Here is a 19,948-nt window from a genome sequence, read left to right on the forward strand (position 1 = left end):
AGAGTAGTATATAACTTTTGCGCGTGCCTGTACAATAGTTAATCCAGTTTCGTTCCCTCGAAAGCTCCTGCCCTCTCCAGATGTCGGCGCAATAGCGCATACTCTCGCTCTTCGTATAAAGCAGGTGAGTGGATAAGCGCCTCAGCATCGTTTCTTGCCACCTCAAGCGTGCGATAGTCATGAACCACATCAGCGAGCTTAAAATCAGGAAGACCACTTTGTTTCGCTCCAAAAAAATCGCCAGGCCCCCGTAGCTCTAGATCTCGCTCAGATAGAACAAACCCATCCGTTGTTTCCGTCATGATGCGCATGCGTTCCTTGCCCACTTCTGATCTTGGGTGAGCGAGGAGAATACAATAGGACTGAGCCTCTCCCCGTCCAACGCGCCCGCGTAGCTGATGCAACTGAGCGAGGCCAAAACGGTCAGCGTCATAGATCATCATCACTGTTGCGTTGGGAACGTTCACGCCAACTTCCACGACGGTCGTGGAAACGAGAACCTGAAACTCATTCGTAGCAAACTTACTCATGACCACGTCTTTTTCCGTAGGATGGAGACGACCATGCATCAAGCCGACATGGAAATCCGGCTCATAGTGAGAGGCAAGCATCTCGTGAAAGTCAATGGCATTTTGCACATCGAGCTTGTCTGATTCCTCAATGAGCGGGCAAATCACATACGCTTGCCGCCCCCCTCTTAGCTCGTTTTCCACAAAATCAAGAACACGCTCCAACATGTCAGGACGGGCCCAATACGTCTCAATCGGCTTACGCCCCGCTGGAAGCTCATCCAGTACCGAAACATCCATATCGCCAAAGACGCTGATCGCAAGTGTGCGTGGGATCGGCGTTGCCGTCATGAATAAGACATCCGGGTGCTCTCCTTTGTTACGAAGCACGCGGCGCTGCTCCACCCCGAAGCGGTGTTGCTCATCCGTAATTACAAGACCGAGACGCCTGAATTCCACATCGTCTTGGATTAGCGCGTGTGTACCCACAACAATGTCAATCTTTCCTTGAACGAGTCTGGAAAGTCGTTCTTCACGCTTCTTTCCTTTTACCGAACCAGCAAGAAGCTCAACCGTTAACCCGAGCGGCGCAAACCACTCCTCAAGCGAGCGGGCATGCTGTTCCGCCAATATCTCGGTTGGCGCCATCAGTGCAGCCTGAGCCCCTGCCCTCACGACGCCGTACATACACGCAGCAGCCACAGCTGTTTTTCCAGACCCTACATCCCCCTGTAACAACCGGTTCATCCGCAAGGGAGAGCGAATGTCGTTTGCAATATCGGCAATCGAACGTTTTTGAGCAGTGGTTAACTCAAACGGGAGCGTCTGCGTAAATGTCGCCATTTCTTCGTTTGAGACAGGCAATGAGTCGCCTCCCTGCTGGTTGCGATTGGCCTGCTTAAAGGCTTGCATCCGCAACTGAAACAGGAGTAGTTCTTCATAAACATAGCGCCTGCGCGCTTGTTTTACGCTTTCAGGATCGGTTGGGTGATGCAAATGCTGAATCGTCTCTTGCTTGCTCATCAATTTATAACGCCTCCGGATTCCTTCTGGCAACGGCTCATCGATTTCAGATGCAAACTGCTTCAAAGCGCTGCGAATCATCTTTTGCAGCGCTTTGCTCGTTAATTTTCCGGAGCCATGGTACACCGGCTCCACGTCCCCTTCGCGCTCTACCACCCCAAATTTGAGCTCTGAACCCGTAAGTGTAAGCCTGTGGGCATCCCATTTGCCCGTCACGGTCACTTCGCTTCCAGGCCCCAGCTTGCTTTTCAAAAAAGCACGATTGAAAAAAGTCACCGTGAGCAAAACACCCTCCGACAGCAGTCGAAACGTTAAACGGTTTTTTTTCTTTCCATAGTAGCGAAGAGACGCTTCGCTTTGAACAGACCCTGAGATGGTCACACGTTCTTCATGTGCCGCTTCAACAATGTTCCTTAGCTTATAATCTTCGTAGCGAAAAGGAAAGTGCTCAAGCAAGTCGGTGACCGTGTGCAAGCCAAGCCCGGCTAGCAGCTTCGCACTCTCTTCACCAACTCCGTTGACGGCTGTAATCTGTAGCTCCTCTAGACTCATTTTGACGCATTTAGCGATAAGCCAAATACTTTCGCTTCTAGCTCGCGGCCCGTCGGCGTTGCCGCAAGCCCTCCTTTTGCCGTTTCTCTGAGCGCTTCGGGCATCGTTTCCCCGATGCGGTACATCGCATCAATTACTTCATCACACGGAATGCGGCTTTCAATGCCAGCAAGGGCCATATCGGCTGCCGTAATCGCAAGGGAAGCACCAGCAGCGTTACGCTTCACACATGGAACTTCCACGAGCCCAGCAACCGGATCACAGACAAGACCGAGCATATTCTTTAGAGCAATCGCCATTGCCTCGGCAGACTGGCTTGGTGTTCCACCAGCCAGCTCAACAAGGGCCGCTGCCGCCATGCCTGTGGCTGATCCCACTTCAGCCTGACAGCCCCCCGCTGCCCCGGAAATGGAAGCGTTGTTGGCGACCACAAATCCGAAGGCTCCGCTTGTAAATAAAAAAGCGAGTTTCTGTTTTTCGCTTGGCTTCAGTTTCCCTTCTACCCCAAATAACACGCCTGGAACAACACCCGCTGAGCCAGCCGTCGGCGTTGCACAAATTGTGCCCATCGCCGCGTTGACTTCATTGGTCGCCATTGCTTTAGAAACAGCATCGAGCGTCACGCCTCCTCCAATCGACTTTCCTTCCGCGATATACGCTTGTAACTTCTTGCCGTCTCCGCCAGTCAGACCGGAGACTGAAACGACATCTTCCTCTATGCCCCGTTTGACGGCATCCTCCATCGTTTGTAAGTTTTGGCGCATCTGATCGACAATTTGTTCACGCGTTTTTCCAGTTACGTCCATTTCTTGCTCAATCATCACTTCAGAAATCGGTTTCATTGACATTTCGGCACGTTCAACTAACTCCGCAACATTTTTAAACATCAGTTTTCTCCCTTTCTTTCAGTTTGTGCCCTATCTCTAAGCTACTTTGGTCCAACCCGCTCGTGGAACTAGTCGTGTATTTTTGAAACTTGTGTAATATGAGGAAGCGAGCGGAGCTCTTTTAGCAATGACTCCTCTACGTTTTGATCTACTTCCATGACCATAAGCGCCTCCTCGCCTTTCTCCTTCCGAGAAACCTCCATGTGCCCTATGTTTAACTCATGTTTTGCGAGCAGATTGCTCACAGCGGCAATCACACCATAACGGTCCTGATGGACAACAAGAATGGCGGGGTTGTTTCCCGAGAGCCTTAAGGCAAATCGATTAAGCTCAATAATTTCGATTTTGCCCCCGCCGATGGAAATACCGACAAGCTCCAACTCCTTGCCTCGGTTTCTTAGCTGAATTCGAACAGTGTTTGGATGATTCGTTAACGCTTCTTCCTCATGTAGTTGAACGGTCAACCCTGCGTTTTTGGCTTGAGAAAAGGCATCACGAATCCGTTCGTCATTCGTTTCATACCCTAGAAGCCCGCCTATGACAGCGACATCCGTACCGTGACCACGGTACGTTTTCGCAAACGAACCGTAAAAATGGACATCGGCCTTTGCAGGCTCTTCCGCAAATAAGGTTCGTGCCACTTGACCGATACGGGCAGCTCCAGCTGTGTGAGAACTCGATGGCCCAATCATCACTGGCCCAATAATATCAAAAACCGTGCGATACTTCATCGAAACTCTTCCTCCTCTTTATCTCCCGAAACTAAAAAGCGCAGGCGGGTCGAACAGAATCGCGAACTTTGGAAGGCCTTGACAAAAGAAATCCGACCTTAGCTAACGCTTGTCAGCACTGAAAATCCCGAACTTCTACCCGCCGGAGCTAGACAAAAGGTTGCCTGTATCTTATTCCCGAGGCAACCTTTCTCGTTCACTATTTAGCAGGTGACATCGTAAGTGCGACAGTTCCAGGACCTACATGTGCACCTATGACTGCCCCGATTGTGGTTATAATACGGCTTGATACATTAAATCGCTCTTCCACCTGAGCCATTAGCTCCTTGGCAAGACTTTCGTTTTCCGCATGAAAAGCACCAACGTGCACAGCTGCTTGGCCATACTCTTCTTCAAGCAAAGAGATCAAGCGTTCGATCGCTTTCTTTTGTCCACGCACCCTTTCATGAGGATAAACCTCCCCCTCCTTGTTTAGCGACAAGATCGGTTTTACTTTTAACAGAGAACCAAAAAGAGCGGACGCTTTGCCGATACGGCCATTTTTTTGCAAGTACTCAAGCGTGTCCACTAAAAAATAGACCTGTGTCTCTTCAAGCATTTGCTCTAGACGTTCCACACACGCCGCGTAGCTAGCTCCATTTGCCGCGACTTCGGCGATTTCAGCCACAATGACCCCAATCGCATAGGAGGCCCGCTTTGAATCGCAAACATGAACGTCAATCTGCTCTGCCACTGCCTCTTTTGCAATCGTAGCTGCCTGAAGCGTGCCGCTGAGCGCAGAAGAAAGGTGAATCGAGAGGATCTGCTCCGCCCCTTCTTGCTTTAACTTTTTATACAAGTTTTCGAATTGCAAAGGAGAAGGCTGTGACGTACGCGGCATCTCCTTTGCCGTTTTTAGCTTCGTGTAGAATTCTTCCGGTGAGAGCGTCACCCCGTCCTCGTACTGTTCATTATTTGAAAAATGGACATTCAGTGGAATGACGGTGATCCCAAGTCGATCAACCACCTCTTTTGGCAGATCTGCTGTACTGTCCGTTACAATTTTTATATTGGCCATTTCAATTCCCCTCCCGAATGGAAAAAGCGCTATTCCACAGAAAAAATGTACGAATAAAGAGGCTGTCCGCCCTCTACCGTGTCAATCTCGACGTCCGTAAACGTTTTTTCCACATAGTCAATAATGGCTTTCGTTTCCGCTTCCTCTGAATCTTCTCCAGCGATCAACGTGACCATCTCGCTCTGTTCATCAATCATTGAAGCAAGTAGCTCTTTGGCCACCGCCGTGCGCTCCCGTCCTGTGGAAACAATGTTCTTTTCAGAAATCCCCATGAAATCTCCTTTTTCAATGGTCTTCCCGTCCATTTGCGTATCGCGAACCGCGTAGGTGACTTCACCCGTTCTGACTTCACCCATCGCTTCTTTCATGTGCTCAGCGTTCTCCGCCAAATTCTTCGTCGGATTGAAAGCGAGCAGTGCGGCAAGTCCTTGGGGCACCGTTTTCGTCGGCACAACGGAAACCTTATTGTCTGCGACGGAAGCGGCTTGTTCAGCAGCCAGAACAATGTTTCCGTTGTTCGGTAAAACGAGGACGTTCTCTGCATGTGCCTCTTCAATCGCCGCCACAATATCCTCTGTACTTGGGTTCATCGTCTGTCCCCCAGAGATCACAACGCTCGCTCCAAGACCTTTGAACAGCTTCTCAATACCTTCACCCATGGACACCGTAACAATCGCAAAGTCCGTTTTCTCTTTTTGTGAAGGAGCCGTTGATTGATGAGGACCGTTTTCTTCTCTCAATAAATTGGAATGCTGCTCTCTCATGTTTTCAATCTTGACTTGTAGTAAGTTGCCGTAGGTTTGTGCTTCTGTCAGCACATTCCCTGGATACTCTGCGTGGATATGTACTTTCACTAAGTCTTCGTCTGAAACGACGAGTAGTGAGTCTCCGTACTCACTAAGTTTTGCGCGAAATGCTTGCTCATCGTAAGTCTTCTGCGCCAGTTTATTCTCATCAAACTTCACCATCACTTCTGTACAATAGCCGAACTCAATGTCACTTGTCATAGTATGACTTTGCGCGTTATGGTGATGCTCAATATTAATTAGATCCTTCATATCCGGCTGCGCGGCACGCTGTGATTTCTCGCCAGTGAGGGCCATCAGGAAGCCATCGTAAATATAAACAAGCCCTTGTCCGCCCGAATCAACAACGCCCACTTCCTTTAGCACCGGCAGCAACTCAGGCGTACGCTTAAGAGACTTCTCCGCCTCTTTGATGACAGTTTTGATGAAACGAGCGAAATCCTCTTCCTTCTTCGAGGCTTTAACAGCGTGTTTGGCTGCGTCTTTAGCGACAGTTAGAATCGTTCCTTCGACAGGTTTCATCACTGCTTTATAGGCCGTCTGCACCCCCGACTCTAATGCCTCGGCAAACTGCTCCGTTGTCAGCTCTTTTTTTCCTTCTACAGCTTTTGAAAACCCACGAAAAAGCTGGGATAAAATGACGCCTGAATTGCCCCTGGCCCCCATAAGCAGCCCCTTCGCGAAAGTCGAAGCGACAGCTGATGCTTGCTCACTAGAGCCTTTTTTTACTTCCTTTACCCCTGAGGTCATCGTTAAGTTCATATTCGTCCCTGTATCACCATCAGGCACCGGGAACACGTTTAAGGCATCAACCACCTCGGCCTGCTTTGAGAGCTCCATCGCTCCTTCGATAAACAGTTCACCGAGTTTGTGGCCGTTTAGTTTTTTAATCACATTCCTTACCTCCTTCATCACCTACGGGTTCGCCACTCGAACCCCTTGCACAAAAATATTCACAGAGTCTACATCGAGACCGAGCATTTGCTCCAAGCTGTATTTGACTTTCGTTTGCACATTGTGAGCTACTTCTGAAATTTTTGTCCCGTAGCTGACGATGATGTACATATCAATGTGGAGGTCTTCGCCTTCTTCTCGAGTGATAACCCCTCGCTGAAAATTATCTCGACCCAATAATTCGCTTAATCCATCTTTCAATTGTTTCTGCGAGGCCATCCCGACAATCCCGTAGCAGTCAATCGCTGCTCCTCCGGCAATGATTGCGACAACATCTTGAGAAACATCTACGGCACCGAGCTGAGTTTTCATTTCTATGGTCATGTTCTGCCTCCTCGAATCGTAAACTGTGAACATACGTACTATCATTTTACTATAAGGACTTTCATTTTAAAAGTGATTTTCCCGCTTTTGCCGTCAAGGACTTATACTTGTCTTTCCTTATTGCTTTCTAGGAGTGCCTGTGCTAAGATATTTGAGTGACTTCGTCATCGGTTTATTCGAGACTTATTGAAGGAGGTGGCACACGATGGCCCGCGAATGTTATATCACAGGTAGAAAATCCCGTTCTGGAAACAAGCGCTCTCACGCGTTAAATAAAACGAAGCGTCGTTGGGGTGCAAACGTACAAAAAGTTCGTATCTTGGTTGACGGCAAACCAAAGCGTGTATACGTCTCTGCTCGTGCACTTAAATCTGGAAAAGTCCAACGCGTATAGTAAAAAGCGTAGGCGGGTTGCTCAGGAGCTAGACAAGAAAAGCGTAGGCGCCCTGCTCACGAGCGACTAGTTCTAGAGCGACGGCAGATCAAGTCCGAATTTGACTTGAACTGGCAGCTTGAAGAAACCTCGAGCGAGTGGGCGCCGAAGCTGGATCAGGAAACATAGGCGGACAAAGAAAAGCCTTCAGCATAGGTTTGCGGATGGCTTTTTTGCTGCTTCTCACTTCTCAAACAAAAAATCACCGTGCGAATCACGGTGATTTTTTGTTTATCCCTTTTTGAACGAACCCAGCATGGCCCTCACGACCCCCCCTAAAAACTTGGGCAGCTTGATCGTGTAAAATTTCATAGCTCCTCCTCCTCAAGCAAAACTTGCTACAAATAAATACCTTATAGAAATATGGCTCACATTTCAGATGCACCGTGACAAAGCCCCCATGTTCTAGCCTATCGTTCGAACTCGAAAACTATGCCTGAAATCGTTGCAAGCTGAGTGTCAGGAAGACAATACGCACATTCAAGTGTCCAGCCGTATTTATTAACTAGGCTATGCAAGAAGGCTTGGAAAGAGACCTATTTTTTCATCCCCGGATTTCTTTAATTGCTTCGGCAATGTCGTTTGCACCAAGCACAGCTGAGCCCGCAACAAGAACATTGGCGCCGGCTTCCCGACAGAGCTTAGCGCTTTTTTGATTCACCCCGCCGTCTACTTCAATCTCAACATCGAGATGGTTTGCCAAGATGATCGCACGCAGTTTCTTGATGTTCTGTAGCGTCGATGGAATAAACGCTTGTCCGCCGAAGCCCGGATTGACCGTCATCTGCAAAACAAGATCAACCTCGCCAAGAACGGGTTCAACGAAGGAAGCAGGTGTTGCAGGGTTGAGTACAACCCCAGCTTTCATCCCCACCTCCTTAATGGCAGAAATCGTTCGATGCAAATGGGTACAAGTTTCCACATGAACACTGAGTAAATCTGCTCCTGCTTCTTTAAAAGCAGCGATTTGTTCATCTGGTTTCTCAATCATCAAATGAACATCTAATGGGAGATTTGTATAAGGGCGAATGGCTTTCACCATTTGCGGACCAAACGTAATTGACGGAACAAAATGCCCGTCCATGACATCGACATGGATATAATCGGCCCCTGCTTTCTCGAGCCTAGCCACACAGTCACCCATATTGGCAAAATCTCCGGCTAAAATGGAGGGAGCTACTTTGATCATGCTAATATCTCCTTTTCTGACTTTGGATTTCGCTTAAAAACTGCTTATAATGCTGATAGCGGCCCTCCGCGATTTCACCTGCGTCGAGAGCCTCTATCACAGCGCACCCTGGCTCTACAACATGCAAACACCCTCGGAATTTACATTCATTCACGCGGCTTAAAAATTCCGGGAAGCAGTCTCGCAGTTCGATCGCTTCCATGTCCATGAACTCAAGCGAGCTAAACCCAGGTGTATCGGCAATAAGACCGTTATGGATCTGCAGTAGTTCTACATGCCGCGTCGTATGCTTTCCACGACCAAGGGAATTGGAAATTTCATTCGTTTCAATGGTTAAGCTAGGGGCAATCGCATTGAGCAGCGAGGACTTCCCTACGCCCGACTGACCAGCTACAACTGAAACTTTGTTTTTAAGGTTAGGAAGAAGCGCCAGCGGGTCATCCATCTGCTCTGTCGATGTATAAAGCACTTGATACCCAATCTTTTCGTACGTCTCGGCCTCAAGCTTTAACGCTTCCCGTTCCGTAGAGGTGAGCAAGTCTGTTTTACTGATAATGATAAGCGGCTCTATTTCATTTGCTTCAATATGAACAAGGAATCGATCAAGTAAAAGCCCGCTAAACAGAGGCTCTCGGGCAGAAAAGACGAGAATGGCCTGATCAACATTTGCCACAGGAGGACGCACAAGCTGATTTTTCCGCTCCTCCAGCTCCATGATATAGCCATCCGTAGAGTTTTCAGCCTCATATGTGACATGATCCCCTACCAGTGGGGTAATTTTACGTTTTCGAAAAACCCCGCGAGCCCGGCACTGCACGACTTCATCCCCATCCTGGACATAATAGAAACCGGCCAGTGCTTTTACGATCATTCCTTTTGCCATATAACCCCTCTTTCTGTGTAAAGCTGAGGCGGGTAGACCCGCCTCAGCTAGATCTAATCGTAAAGCGTAGGCGACAGAAATCCTTCCCAACGCGTGATGAATTCAGCGCTCGTGCGTTACTTTCTCCCTCTATCTTGTAATCTTTGCTTGTGACTTTGTCGCTGCCGAATGGAGGAGAGAGGGAAAGTATTTTGTCAGAAGAGGTTCACGTTTTCGAGGACACGTTCTGCTCCATCCACCAATTCCTCTAGCCAACGCTTTATATTCTTCTCACATCTTATCACTAAAACGAAGTGCAAAAGGACTGAGTGTCCATTTTGCACTCCCTGTTATTCCTCTTCATATGTTAGCACTTCAGATTCGTTCATAAGTTCGTCGTCAACGTAAAGGTCAAATGACCCACTATACGTTGGAGTCACCGTTAGGTTAATCGTGAACTCCGTCGATTCCGTAATGGTTTCTTCGAGGTAAAGCTCGTCCTCACCTTCTGTTTGGGCGTCCCTGCGCATGATGCGAATCTCAAATTCTCTTCCCGCTTCCGTGTCCTGCTCCGACACTTGGATGGGTTGGGTCACTTCAAAAACTCTCGAAGGTTCTTCCTCGTCCTCACCGTTCTCCTCTGGAGGGTCTTCTTCATCTACGGTCTCCCCCGGGATCTCCGGTTCAGACGTAGGGTCTTCGCTCTCCTCTGGGCCTAGAGATATCACAAGGTTGACGTTTGCCCCACTTTCGACACTTGAATAAGGCTCAGGGGATTGACGGATCACCATTCCCTCTGGTACCGAGTCGCTATGCTCTTGGTTCACACGTACGCGTAAACCTTCATTTCCTAGGTATTCCCTAGCCTCTTCCTCAGGAAGGGAGACTAAGTTGTCCAGTGTGATTTGCTGCGGCTCTGCATACGTCAGTGTCACTGACGTTTCCGTTGGCACCACATTTTCGCCAGCTTCCGGGTACTGGTCAATAACCGTGTTGACCTCATATTCATTCGTCCCTCGAGCAGAGCGATTCACGGTCATCCCTTGTTCTTCAAGGATCGTTTCCGCTTGATTAATGTCCAAACCTGAGTAATCGTCCATTTCAATTTCCTCTTCAACCTCGCTCACGTACAGGGTAACCTCTGTTCCCTCTTTCACCGAGCGGTTGGCACTCGGGTCCTGACTAATAACATGGCCACTTTCGACATTCTCGTTCGCTTCGTCAACACGCACCACAGAGAGACCTTCCGCTGCAAGCATTTCCTCCGCTTCTGCATACTCACTTCCAACCACGTCCGGGACGTCCACATCATCAACTGCTAACCACTCGAAAAGCACTGTAAAAGCGAGAACGCCGCCTCCTACTAAAAGAAAAAGTGTGATGAGAATAATAGCAAACCACTTCTTTTTCTTTTTTGGCTTTTTTGGTTCTAGAGCCGTGTTCTCCGGGGCAGGCTGTGTTTCTTTCGTATCTTCATCCTCTACCTCAGAAGTTGTTGCATCCGAGTTGGCTCCATCGGACGGATTTCCTAAAATCGGAATCGCTTTTGTAGCTTCCTCGTCGTCGTTTGCAGCGTTAAAAGGTTCCACATCCGCTGACTCTGGCAAAAGGGCTACCTCAGAAGCATGAGCCATCTCCTCCGTGGATTCAAAACGATTAAGGGGGTCTTTCATTGTTGCTTTGTTAATAATGTTCTCGACGCTTTGAGGGATCTCCGGAACAAGTAAACGCGCTGATGGAAGATCGTTTTGAAGATGCTTGATGGCAATGGAGACCGCTGTATCCCCGGAGAATGGAATTTGTCCGGTAAGCATTTCAAATAGCACAATTCCCAAAGAATAAAGATCAGAACGATACGTCACATGGCCCCCTCTAGCCTGCTCTGGGGAAAGATAGTGAACAGAGCCCATGACCGAATTAGTGTGAGTAATTGTTGCTGAGGACATCGCTCTCGCTATCCCGAAATCCGTCACTTTCGCTTCGCCTGTTTCGCTGATGAGAATGTTCTGTGGTTTCATGTCCCTATGGACAATATGATTGGCATGGGCATGCCCAACCCCAGAAAGAATCTGGTTAAAGTAATTAAGAGCCGTACCTACAGGTAACGGACCTTCCTCTTGAATCACCTGCTTCAGCGTCCGCCCCTTCACATACTCCATAACAATATAATAGACGTTCTCTTCCTCACCCACATCATAGATATTTACAATATTTGGATTCGTGAGGCTAGTCGCCGCCTGCGCTTCGCGACGAAACCTGCGAATGAACTGATCGTCTTCAGAAAATTGCGGTTGCAGGACTTTCACGGCGACGTGACGATCTAAAATGACATCAAGCGCTAAGTAGACATTCGCCATACCGCCGCCGCCAATGTTTTCTAGAACTTCATATCGTCCACCTATTCGTTTACCAATCATGTCACAATCTCGTCTCCATCTTCTTGCACTTGATAGCGGACGATGGCAAGGGAAATATTATCTTCGCCTCCACGGTCATTGGCTCGTTTCACAAGCGCTTCAGCGATTTTTTCAAGTTCATCTTTGCGATCAAGTTCATTTTTAAGCTCCTCTAGCGTAAGCTTATTCGAAAGCCCATCCGAACAAAGAAGCAAAAGCTGATTTGGCTCTGCCTGCAACGTAACACTGTCCACTTTTACCGTCTGCTCAGTCCCTAGCGCTCGGAGAACGACGTTTTTACGAGGATGTTGGTCCGCCTCTTCTTCGGAAATTTGACCGCTTCTTACGAGCTCTCCAACAAGGGAGTGGTCCTCTGTTCGTTGTACGAAGCCATCCTCTCCCCAAATATAGGCTCGGCTATCGCCAATATGGGCAATGACCGTATAGTCATCGGTACAAATCGATGCAAGTGCTGTTGTCCCCATCCCTTCACACTCTTTGTGTTCAGCCGCATAGCTAAATACAGATTCATTAATGGCTTCTAACTCGGTCTTCAGCCACTGCTCCGCCTCGCTTGCTGTCAGTGGCTCACTCACTTTTTTCCAAGACTCAAAAAGCGCATCGGTTGTCATTTTGCTTGCCACATCCCCGGCCGAATGACCGCCCATTCCATCAGCAATAACGGCTAGCACGCCCATACCCGTAGGGAACACACCGCCACTATCCTCATTATGGGACCTGACACGCCCAACATCCGTTACAAACGTCGAACTCTCTATCAAGATCTCCTCACCTCATTTAGGTTGTTTCTTCTTGTCGTTCTTTCGCCCGAAGCTGCCCACAGGCCGCGTCAATATCATGACCTTGTTCGCGACGAATCGTCACGTTAATGCCGTTTTCCTTTAAGGTTTTTTCAAAGGCAAAAATCTGGTCACGTGGGGTACGCACGTAGTTACGCTCAAGTACGTCGTTCACGGGAATTAAATTGACATGGCATTTAATGTCTTTAATCAGTTCGGCCAGCTCAAGCGCGTGCTCCTCTTGGTCGTTTACTCCGCCAAAGAGACCATATTCAAACGACACACGCCTTCCCGTCTTTTTCACATAATATTTAATGGAATCGATCAGCTTCTCCACAGGCCATGCCCGGTTGATTGGCATGAGACGAGAGCGAATTTCATTATTCGGGGCGTGAAGGGAAATGGCAAAGTTAATTTGCGTTTTTTCATCAGCGAATTTCATGATCTTAGGCACCATCCCGCTTGTGGAAACCGTGATGTGACGAGCACCGATGTTGAGTCCTTTGTTGTGATTAATGGTTCTAAGAAACGGCATCAGTCCATCGTAGTTATCAAACGGTTCCCCGATCCCCATGACGACCACAGAGGAGACGCGTTTTCCCTCTTGGTCCAGTTCGCGCTGCGCTTCTGTAACCTGGGCGACGATTTCTCCTGCCTGTAGGTGACGTTTCAGTCCGCCAAGCGTGGAGGCACAGAACGTGCAGCCTAAGCGACAACCAACCTGGGTGGTCACACAGACGCTGTAGCCATAATCATGAGCCATAACCACCGTCTCAATCGAATAGCCATCGTGAAGCTCGAATAAAAATTTCACCGTTCCATCTTGAGAAGTTTGCTTCGCCACTGTTTTGAGCGTTGTCATTATAAAATGATTCGCTAGTTTCTCACGCAATCCCTTTGAGAGATTCGTCATTTCTTCAAAAGATTGCACGCGCTTTTCATAGAGCCAATGAAAGATTTGTCCTGCTCGGAAGCTCGGCTCTTTTTGTTCCTTCAGCCACTTTTGCAAGTCTTCAAACTCTAGCGACTGAATTGACGTCGGGACGTTTTCCTCCGTCTTCGTTTTTCTGACTCGTGCGGTTTGTGTCATTACTTCCTCCCCTTGTGAGTTCCATCTATAGCATTCTTTCATCATAACATTTATTGTTTCAACTTAACCCAGTTCTGGCTAACCCGCCTCCGCTTTTCTCGATCCAGCTGCGGCGGGTAAAAGCTCGAGATTTTTCAGTCCTGCCCCGAAATCCAAAATCGGGATTTCTGGGGCAGGCCTTCCAAAATTCTCGCTTCTGGGCGACCCGCCTCCGCTTTTCTCGATCCAGCTGCGGCGGGTAAAAGCTCGAGATTTTTCAGTCCTGCCCCGAAATCCAAAATCGGGATTTCTGGGGCAGGCCTTCCAAAATTCTCGCTTCTGGGCGACCCGCCTCCGCTTTTCTCATACAAGTGATGAAGAAGCCGTCTGTTGCGAAATCGTGTGGAAGAATCGTTAGGCCATAGTCGTTGAATCGACCTTTTTCTTGCACCGTTTCTGGCAGTCGTTGTTTCATCGTGGGGTCGACCTGGAATTCAGGATGGTTTCCTAAAAACGTGCGCACGATCTGTTCATTTTCAGTCTTGTCCACTGTGCATGTGCTGTATACGAGAAGACCTCCACTTTTTACCGTTGTGCTAGCAGATTTCAGGATCTCTAGCTGAATGCTGGCAATGGCCCGGACATCGGCTTCGGATTTTGTCCACTTCATGTCGGGTTTACGGCGAATAACGCCGAAGCCTGAGCAAGGCGCGTCTACAAGCACTCGATCAGCAGGCGAGATCTCCTCTTCGGACAGCTTGCGTGCATCTAGGGCCTGTGCGGTCACATTCGCAAGTCCAAGACGTTCTACCTGTTCATTAATCAGCTTCACTTTGTGTTTATGCAAATCATAGGCTTGTACGTTTCCCTCGCCGTTCATCAATTCTGCGAGATGCGTAGTTTTCCCCCCTGGTGCTGCACAGGCATCAAGCACACGCATTCCAGGCTGGGGGGCAAGCACTCCGGCAACAAGCATGGAGCTTTCGTCTTGAGCCGTGAACAACCCTTCGGCAAAAGCATTCGTTTTAAAAACATTGCCTTTCTCCACCACAAGCGCTTCTTTTGCGACTGACCCGCGCCTGACCTCTATTCCTTCATTTCCCAGCCCCTCGATGACTTCCCTCACATCTGCTTTGCTGGTGTTCACACGCAAAGTAACATCTGGAGGAACGTTATTGGCAGACGCCATGGCGATCGCCGTCTCAAGCCCGTATTGCTCCTTCCAAGAAGCAAGCAGCCAGCGCGGATGGCTCGTTTGAATAGAAGCGGCCTCCAGCGGATCGGCAATCTCCTCGATGTTCGGCAAGCCTTTCCTTTGGACTTGCCGCAGCACACCGTTGACAAAGCCGCTAATGCCTTGGTGGCCTCTCTTTTTTGCGATCGTTACTGCCTCATGAACAACTGCCCGATCTGGGACGCGGTCCAAGTACACCATTTGATAAACGGAGAGGTGAAGAAGCACACGCACCCACGCATCTAGCTTCCTAGGTTTTTTTAGAAAAGGTTGCAAGTAAAAATCAAGCGTGAGTCTGCGCGCAATCGTACCATAGACAAGCTCTGTGAGCAAACCGGCATCTCGACGATCAAGGCCTGATTTTTTCAAGGTATCATTAAGCAATAAATGACTGTACGCCTGATTCTTCTCCACTTTCAGTAGTGCATCAAGAGCGACTTCACGAACGGTAGGTTTACTCATTGGCAGCTCCTAACCTCGTACCAACGGCCAGTCTTTGCGATCCTTGAACAAACTGAGAGACAGGCATCTTCTTTTTCCCGGCAGGTTGAACCAGCGTTAATACGAGCGCCGTGTTCTCACCACAGGCGACAACCACCCCTTTGCCGTCCACCCGTATGACTTCCCCCGGACTTGCAGAAGTGGGGGCCTGTTGATTGAAAGCGACTGCCTCCCAGACTTTAAGGCGTTTGCCATGAAGCTCTGTGTAGGCCACGGGCCAAGGTCTCAAGCCGCGCACCTGATTAAAGAGGGCCTTCGCTGATTTCGTCCAGTCAAGCTTCTCTCTTTCACGAGTGATGTTGGAGGCAAAGATCGCCTCACGTTCGTCCTGAGGTTTGCCCTGAATGTCGCCACTCGCTACTCCCTCAAGCGTAGCGATGATCAGTTTTGCTCCAATCGCACTGAGCTTGTCATGCATCGTGCCAACGTCATCCTCTTCTGCAATTGGCGTCGCTTCCTGTGTCAAAATGTCGCCTGCATCCAGCTTCTCGGCCATGTACATAATCGTAATCCCCGTCTCTTGCTCTCCATCCATAATGGCTTGATGAATCGGTGCACCGCCACGGTATTTTGGCAAGAGCGAAGCATGCACGTTGAGGCAGCCATAGCGGGGCGTCTCCAGAATTTCCTTAGGCAAAATTTGCCCGTAAGCTGCTGTAACAATCACGTCCGGCTGATAAGAAAGAATCTCTTCATACTGATGACGAATTTTATCTGGCTGAAGCACGTCAATACCGTGCTTTTCGGCTTCCTGTTTCACAGGCGGCGCCGTTAACACTTTCTTTCGCCCAATGGGCTTGTCCGGCTGCGTCACAACGGCCAGCACTTCATACGTATTGATCAACGTCTGTAAAATCGGGACAGAGAAATCAGGTGTTCCCATAAATACGATCTTCAAAAACTTCCACTCCTTACATAAAAAAGTACGGATGTACATCCATACTTATTTGCAGCTGTTTGTTGCGTGAATCTCGCAAATAATGCTGCATAATCGTCGTTAAGGCTTCATGAAGTCTCGGTTCATGCCTGTATTTTATCACGCATTGATAGCGATATCTATCTTTGATGCGAGCGATCGGCGAGACGACGGGACCAAGCACAATCGTTCCTTCTGAGAAAGTGGTCTTAAAGAAATCGGCAATTTTGCCAGCGGCTTGAATCACTTTTGGCAGTTCTGTATCAGAAATGGTCACAAGAGCCATGAAGTAATAAGGAGGATACCCCCCCTGCTTTCTTGTCTGCATTTCTGTTGCAAAAAATTGTTCATAATTATGATCTTTCACAAGCTGAATGCTGTAATGTTCGGGCGTGTACGTTTGCACAACCACTTCCCCACTGCGCTCATCTCGTCCCGCACGACCAGCCACTTGCTCCAGAAGCTGAAAGGTGCGCTCTGCCGAACGAAAATCTGGAATGTGAAGCATCGTGTCTGCCGCAAGCACGCCGACAAGCGTAATATTGGGGAAGTCTAGCCCTTTGGCAATCATTTGCGTCCCTAAGAGGATGTCCGCTCCTCCGGCCCCAAACGTATCAAGCAGACGCTGATGCGCGCCTTTTTTTCGCGTTGTGTCCACATCCATACGAATCACTCGTGCTTCCGGCAGCACCTTCGCCAGCTCTTCCTCTACCTTCTGCGTCCCTGAACCAAAAAAGCGAATATGTTCGCTCCCGCATTCTGCGCATACGTTTGGCATTGGCTGTTCATCGCCGCAGTAATGACATTTCAACGAATGTCCGGCACGATGATACGTATAGGAGATGTCGCAGTGCGGGCAACTGGCAACATACCCACAATCACGACACATCACAAACGTGGAATACCCTCTGCGATTTAAGAAAAGAACACTTTGCTCGCCGTTTTCTATGCGTCCCTTTAATTTTTCGAGAAGAGAAGATGAGAACATCGAGCGGTTCCCGTAACGTAATTCCTCTCGCATATCAACAACCTCTACGTCTGGTAGGGGTCTTGCATTCACACGTTCGGTCAGGGACAGCAGGGTATAGACCCCTTTTTTGGCCCGAGCGTACGATTCAATTGACGGAGTGGCACTTCCAAGGATGACCGGCGCCTGATGGTGCTCTCCACGAAAAAGGGCCACATCCCGCGTGTGGTAGCGCGGTGCTTCCTCCTGCTTATAGGTCGTCTCATGCTCTTCGTCAATGATGATAAGGCCGACATTTGTGAAAGGAGCAAAAACCGCTGAGCGAGCACCGACCACCACCTTAACTTCTTTTCGATGAATTTTGCGCCACTCGTCGTATTTCTCCCCGGCGGAAAGACCGGAGTGCATCACGGCGACAAGGGCACCGAAGCGAGCTTTAAACCGTGTGACCATTTGCGGAGTCAGGGAGATCTCGGGTACAAGAACAATGGCTTCTTGATTCTTCGCAAGAACGGCAGCAATCGCCTGCAAGTAGATCTCTGTTTTTCCGCTCCCCGTCACGCCGTGAAGGAGCATGGCCTCATGTCGACTTTCGCCTACCGCCTGTAGAATCGGAGTCATGACTTCCGACTGCTTATCTGTCAACAGCAGCTCCTCTGTTCGCTCAATCGTTTGCCCTGCCATAGGGTCGCGGTAGACTTCTTCCTTCGTTTCAACCACAAGTCCCTTATCAAGGAGCGGTTTGATAGTCGCTCGCGTAGTACCGAGCACTTCAACAACCCGCTTTGTCGGCACAGCTTCGCCTTGTTTGGCAATGTAGGCCAGAACCTCCTTTTGCTTAGCCGCTCGGGCAGGGAGCTGCCTCAACAAATCGCCCAGGTCATTCTTTGCTAGACGCACGCGCTTCTCTGTTTTCTTTGATCCCTGTTCTTTCACTTTATGTGTAACAGAAAGGAGATGGGCATCAAGCGCTTCCCCTACAAGTGGCAAATCTCTTCCTAAATGTTCTTTAGCCAACTCCCATGTACAAAACGTTTTGTCTGCAAAAAGCGTCTGCAAAGGCAAAGGGAGCTTGCGTTTATCCACGAGCAGATGAAGCTCCTTTGTTACCTTTGCTTTCAAAGCAGCGGGGAGCATTGCTTGAAAAGCTGTAATCTGAAAGCACACGGTTGAGTCAGCCATCCACTTTCCTAAACGAAGAAGCTCTTCGGTTAAGACTGGCACTGGGTCGAGCACTTCAGTTAATGGCTTAAGCTTTTTTAGGTCGGTGTTCGTCGCCATGCTGAGAACAAAGCCCTGAATGTGACGAGGACCAAATGGAACAATCACACGCACACCTGGCTTGGCGAATGCTTGCCATCGGCTCGGCACTTCGTAATCAAACAGGCGGTCGGTCTGAGCCGAAGGAACATCCACGACCACTTGGGCGATCACAAATGCCCACTCCGCTTTCCATACGCCTCAATCGCATCAAGAACATGGCTCGCCACCTCTGTTTTCGATTTTTCTGAGTGCTCCTCGTGCCTGCCGTCTCGGGTGAAAATCGAGACGATGTTTGTATCTCCATCGAATCCAGCCCCTGCTGCGGTGATGTCATTGGCCACAATGAGATCAAGAGATTTGCGTTCCATTTTGTCCAGTGCATAACGCTTAAGATCCTCAGATTCAGCAGCAAAGCCTACAAGAACCTGCTTTTGCTTTGTGCGTCCAAGCATCTGCAAAATGTCTGTAGTAGCCTCAAGCTCTACGGACCAGCTCTCCTGATTTTTTTTCCGTTTTTGCTCATAGGTCTTGACGGGCCGATAGTCTGCGACAGCCGCCGCTTTAACGACAACGTCAACATGCTCATAAAGAGTCGTCACAGCCTCGTACATTTCCTGACTCGTGACCACATCGATAACGTCTACCCCTGGTGGAACGCTTAGCGCTGTCGGTCCTGTTACAAGCGTCACATTCGCTCCGCGCAGCATCGCTTCCCGTGCCAGTGCGTAGCCCATTTTTCCCGATGAATAGTTTGTAAAATAACGCACAGGGTCGATTGGCTCTCTTGTCGGCCCGGCCGTCACAAGCACGCGCTTTCCGACAAGGCTCGTCTTCTCCGCAAGAGTCGCCTCCGCCGCTTCCACCAGTTCCTCCGGCTCGGCCATGCGTCCTTTGCCTATCCACCCGCAGGCAAGAAATCCGGCACCTGGTTCGACCAGACGGTAGCCATACTCCTCGAGCGTCTTAAGGTTTTTCTGTACAGAAGGATGTTCATACATGTTCACATTCATTGTCGGCGCAAGGATCACTGGCGCCTGCGTGGCAAGCACAAGCGTCGTCAGCATATTATCAGCAATGCCATGCGCGAGTTTGGCAAGCGAATTGGCACTTGCCGGGGCAATCAAAACGAGATCCGCTTGATCAGCTGTATCGATGTGAGCGATCTTCGTTGGATCAGGCTCTGTGAATGTGTCCGTGTAAACAGGGTTGCGGGCAAGCGCTTGAAAGGTAAGTGGCGTAACAAATTTCGTTGCCGCTTCCGTCATGACCACATGCACGTTTGCTCCGGCCTGCGTGAGTTTGCTGACAAGAGCCGCTGCTTTAAACGCTGCAATTCCTCCACTCACTCCAACCACGATGGTTTTATTAGAAAGCATGAGTTTCTCTCCTCCCATGTGTCTCTACCTTCTTCTCCTTTTATAAACCGCAAAAAAGGCTGCCTTCCCTCGCGCACTTGAGGAGAGCAAGCTCGTCCA

General features: G+C 49.3%; 17 protein-coding genes. 1 reads left to right on the forward strand and 16 read right to left on the reverse strand.

All coding sequences use genetic code 11. The annotated features are described in order from the left end of the window. Positions 1–38: 38 nt before the first annotated feature. The 6 genes from recG to AVZ68_RS11275 form a co-directional block, all read right to left on the reverse strand. On the reverse strand, positions 39–2,084 hold the full coding sequence (recG, locus tag AVZ68_RS11250; RefSeq protein ID WP_059104656.1) for an ATP-dependent DNA helicase RecG: 2,046 nt from the start codon (positions 2,082–2,084) through the stop codon (positions 39–41). Beyond that, entirely contained in the window at positions 2,081–2,971 is an 891-nt protein-coding gene (sdaAA, locus tag AVZ68_RS11255; protein ID WP_059104657.1) for an L-serine ammonia-lyase, iron-sulfur-dependent, subunit alpha, read from the reverse strand. Before sdaAA ends, recG begins: the two co-directional genes overlap by 4 nt. 68 nt (positions 2,972–3,039) lie before the next feature. After that, complete coding sequence (gene sdaAB / locus AVZ68_RS11260) at positions 3,040–3,702, reverse strand: L-serine ammonia-lyase, iron-sulfur-dependent subunit beta (RefSeq protein WP_059104658.1); 663 nt, start codon at positions 3,700–3,702, stop codon at positions 3,040–3,042. Between the two features lie 199 nt (positions 3,703–3,901). Beyond that, positions 3,902–4,759, reverse strand: coding sequence for a DegV family protein (locus tag AVZ68_RS11265; RefSeq protein WP_059104659.1), 858 nt, complete (start codon positions 4,757–4,759; stop codon positions 3,902–3,904). Positions 4,760–4,788: 29 nt separating this feature from the next. Next, positions 4,789–6,477: a DAK2 domain-containing protein gene (locus AVZ68_RS11270; RefSeq protein ID WP_059104749.1), complete on the reverse strand. Its 1,689-nt coding sequence runs from the start codon at positions 6,475–6,477 to the stop codon at positions 4,789–4,791. A 3-nt stretch (positions 6,478–6,480) separates the two neighbouring features. Continuing rightward, complete coding sequence (locus AVZ68_RS11275; protein WP_059104660.1) at positions 6,481–6,843, reverse strand: Asp23/Gls24 family envelope stress response protein; 363 nt, start codon at positions 6,841–6,843, stop codon at positions 6,481–6,483. Between the two features lie 205 nt (positions 6,844–7,048). Here AVZ68_RS11275 and rpmB point away from each other — a divergent pair, with 205 nt between their 5' ends. Further along, on the forward strand, positions 7,049–7,237 hold the full coding sequence (gene rpmB / locus AVZ68_RS11280; RefSeq protein ID WP_059104661.1) for a 50S ribosomal protein L28: 189 nt from the start codon (positions 7,049–7,051) through the stop codon (positions 7,235–7,237). A gap of 270 nt (positions 7,238–7,507) precedes the next feature. Here the strand turns inward: rpmB and spoVM are convergent, their stop codons facing one another. The 10 genes from spoVM to coaBC form a co-directional block, all read right to left on the reverse strand. Continuing rightward, positions 7,508–7,588, reverse strand: a complete 81-nt coding sequence (gene spoVM, locus AVZ68_RS11285; RefSeq protein ID WP_059104662.1) for a stage V sporulation protein SpoVM — start codon at positions 7,586–7,588, stop codon at positions 7,508–7,510. 232 nt (positions 7,589–7,820) lie between these two features. Beyond that, positions 7,821–8,465 (reverse strand): ribulose-phosphate 3-epimerase, encoded by a 645-nt coding sequence (rpe, locus tag AVZ68_RS11290; RefSeq protein ID WP_059104663.1) that lies wholly within the window; start codon positions 8,463–8,465, stop codon positions 7,821–7,823. Position 8,466: 1 nt separating this feature from the next. Then, positions 8,467–9,348 carry a ribosome small subunit-dependent GTPase A gene (gene rsgA / locus AVZ68_RS11295; RefSeq protein WP_059104664.1) on the reverse strand — a complete coding sequence of 294 codons (882 nt, stop codon included), beginning with the start codon at positions 9,346–9,348 and terminating at the stop codon, positions 8,467–8,469. Positions 9,349–9,677: 329 nt separating this feature from the next. Further along, the gene (gene pknB / locus AVZ68_RS11300) at positions 9,678–11,744 is read right to left on the reverse strand and encodes a Stk1 family PASTA domain-containing Ser/Thr kinase (protein ID WP_059104665.1); all 2,067 of its coding nucleotides are present in this window, start codon (positions 11,742–11,744) and stop codon (positions 9,678–9,680) included. Then, a complete protein-coding gene (locus AVZ68_RS11305; RefSeq protein ID WP_059104666.1) occupies positions 11,741–12,505 on the reverse strand; it encodes a Stp1/IreP family PP2C-type Ser/Thr phosphatase in 765 nt (254 codons plus the stop codon). The genes pknB and AVZ68_RS11305 overlap by 4 nt, the downstream gene beginning before the upstream one ends. A 16-nt stretch (positions 12,506–12,521) precedes the next feature. Then, positions 12,522–13,613 carry a dual-specificity RNA methyltransferase RlmN gene (gene rlmN, locus AVZ68_RS11310; protein WP_059104667.1) on the reverse strand — a complete coding sequence of 364 codons (1,092 nt, stop codon included), beginning with the start codon at positions 13,611–13,613 and terminating at the stop codon, positions 12,522–12,524. A gap of 256 nt (positions 13,614–13,869) precedes the next feature. Further along, entirely contained in the window at positions 13,870–15,288 is a 1,419-nt protein-coding gene (gene rsmB / locus AVZ68_RS11315) for a 16S rRNA (cytosine(967)-C(5))-methyltransferase RsmB (protein ID WP_082676527.1), read from the reverse strand. Further along, positions 15,281–16,225 (reverse strand): methionyl-tRNA formyltransferase, encoded by a 945-nt coding sequence (fmt, locus tag AVZ68_RS11320; RefSeq protein ID WP_281176618.1) that lies wholly within the window; start codon positions 16,223–16,225, stop codon positions 15,281–15,283. Before fmt ends, rsmB begins: the two co-directional genes overlap by 8 nt. Before the next feature lie 13 nt (positions 16,226–16,238). Beyond that, on the reverse strand, positions 16,239–18,644 hold the full coding sequence (gene priA, locus AVZ68_RS11325) for a primosomal protein N' (protein ID WP_059104669.1): 2,406 nt from the start codon (positions 18,642–18,644) through the stop codon (positions 16,239–16,241). Beyond that, a complete protein-coding gene (gene coaBC / locus AVZ68_RS11330) occupies positions 18,641–19,849 on the reverse strand; it encodes a bifunctional phosphopantothenoylcysteine decarboxylase/phosphopantothenate--cysteine ligase CoaBC (protein ID WP_059104750.1) in 1,209 nt (402 codons plus the stop codon). The genes priA and coaBC overlap by 4 nt, the downstream gene beginning before the upstream one ends. Between the last annotated feature and the right edge of the window lie 99 nt (positions 19,850–19,948).

Source organism: Shouchella shacheensis, assembly GCF_001484965.1.
GTDB classification, from domain to species: domain Bacteria; phylum Bacillota; class Bacilli; order Bacillales; family Bacillaceae_D; genus Shouchella; species Shouchella shacheensis.

What these genes read in the sequence shown, in the direction of transcription:
- recG (WP_059104656.1), bottom strand. Translation starts at nt 2,084, where the DNA reads ATGAGTCTAGAGGAGCTACAGATTACAGCCGTCAACGGAGTTGGTGAA.
- sdaAA (WP_059104657.1), bottom strand. Translation starts at nt 2,971, where the DNA reads ATGTTTAAAAATGTTGCGGAGTTAGTTGAACGTGCCGAAATGTCAATG.
- sdaAB (WP_059104658.1), bottom strand. Translation starts at nt 3,702, where the DNA reads ATGAAGTATCGCACGGTTTTTGATATTATTGGGCCAGTGATGATTGGG.
- AVZ68_RS11265 (WP_059104659.1), bottom strand. Translation starts at nt 4,759, where the DNA reads ATGGCCAATATAAAAATTGTAACGGACAGTACAGCAGATCTGCCAAAA.
- AVZ68_RS11270 (WP_059104749.1), bottom strand. Translation starts at nt 6,477, where the DNA reads ATGAAGGAGGTAAGGAATGTGATTAAAAAACTAAACGGCCACAAACTC.
- AVZ68_RS11275 (WP_059104660.1), bottom strand. Translation starts at nt 6,843, where the DNA reads ATGACCATAGAAATGAAAACTCAGCTCGGTGCCGTAGATGTTTCTCAA.
- rpmB (WP_059104661.1), top strand. Translation starts at nt 7,049, where the DNA reads ATGGCCCGCGAATGTTATATCACAGGTAGAAAATCCCGTTCTGGAAAC.
- spoVM (WP_059104662.1), bottom strand. Translation starts at nt 7,588, where the DNA reads ATGAAATTTTACACGATCAAGCTGCCCAAGTTTTTAGGGGGGGTCGTG.
- rpe (WP_059104663.1), bottom strand. Translation starts at nt 8,465, where the DNA reads ATGATCAAAGTAGCTCCCTCCATTTTAGCCGGAGATTTTGCCAATATG.
- rsgA (WP_059104664.1), bottom strand. Translation starts at nt 9,348, where the DNA reads ATGGCAAAAGGAATGATCGTAAAAGCACTGGCCGGTTTCTATTATGTC.
- pknB (WP_059104665.1), bottom strand. Translation starts at nt 11,744, where the DNA reads ATGATTGGTAAACGAATAGGTGGACGATATGAAGTTCTAGAAAACATT.
- rlmN (WP_059104667.1), bottom strand. Translation starts at nt 13,613, where the DNA reads ATGACACAAACCGCACGAGTCAGAAAAACGAAGACGGAGGAAAACGTC.
- rsmB (WP_082676527.1), bottom strand. Translation starts at nt 15,288, where the DNA reads ATGAGTAAACCTACCGTTCGTGAAGTCGCTCTTGATGCACTACTGAAA.
- coaBC (WP_059104750.1), bottom strand. Translation starts at nt 19,849, where the DNA reads ATGCTTTCTAATAAAACCATCGTGGTTGGAGTGAGTGGAGGAATTGCA.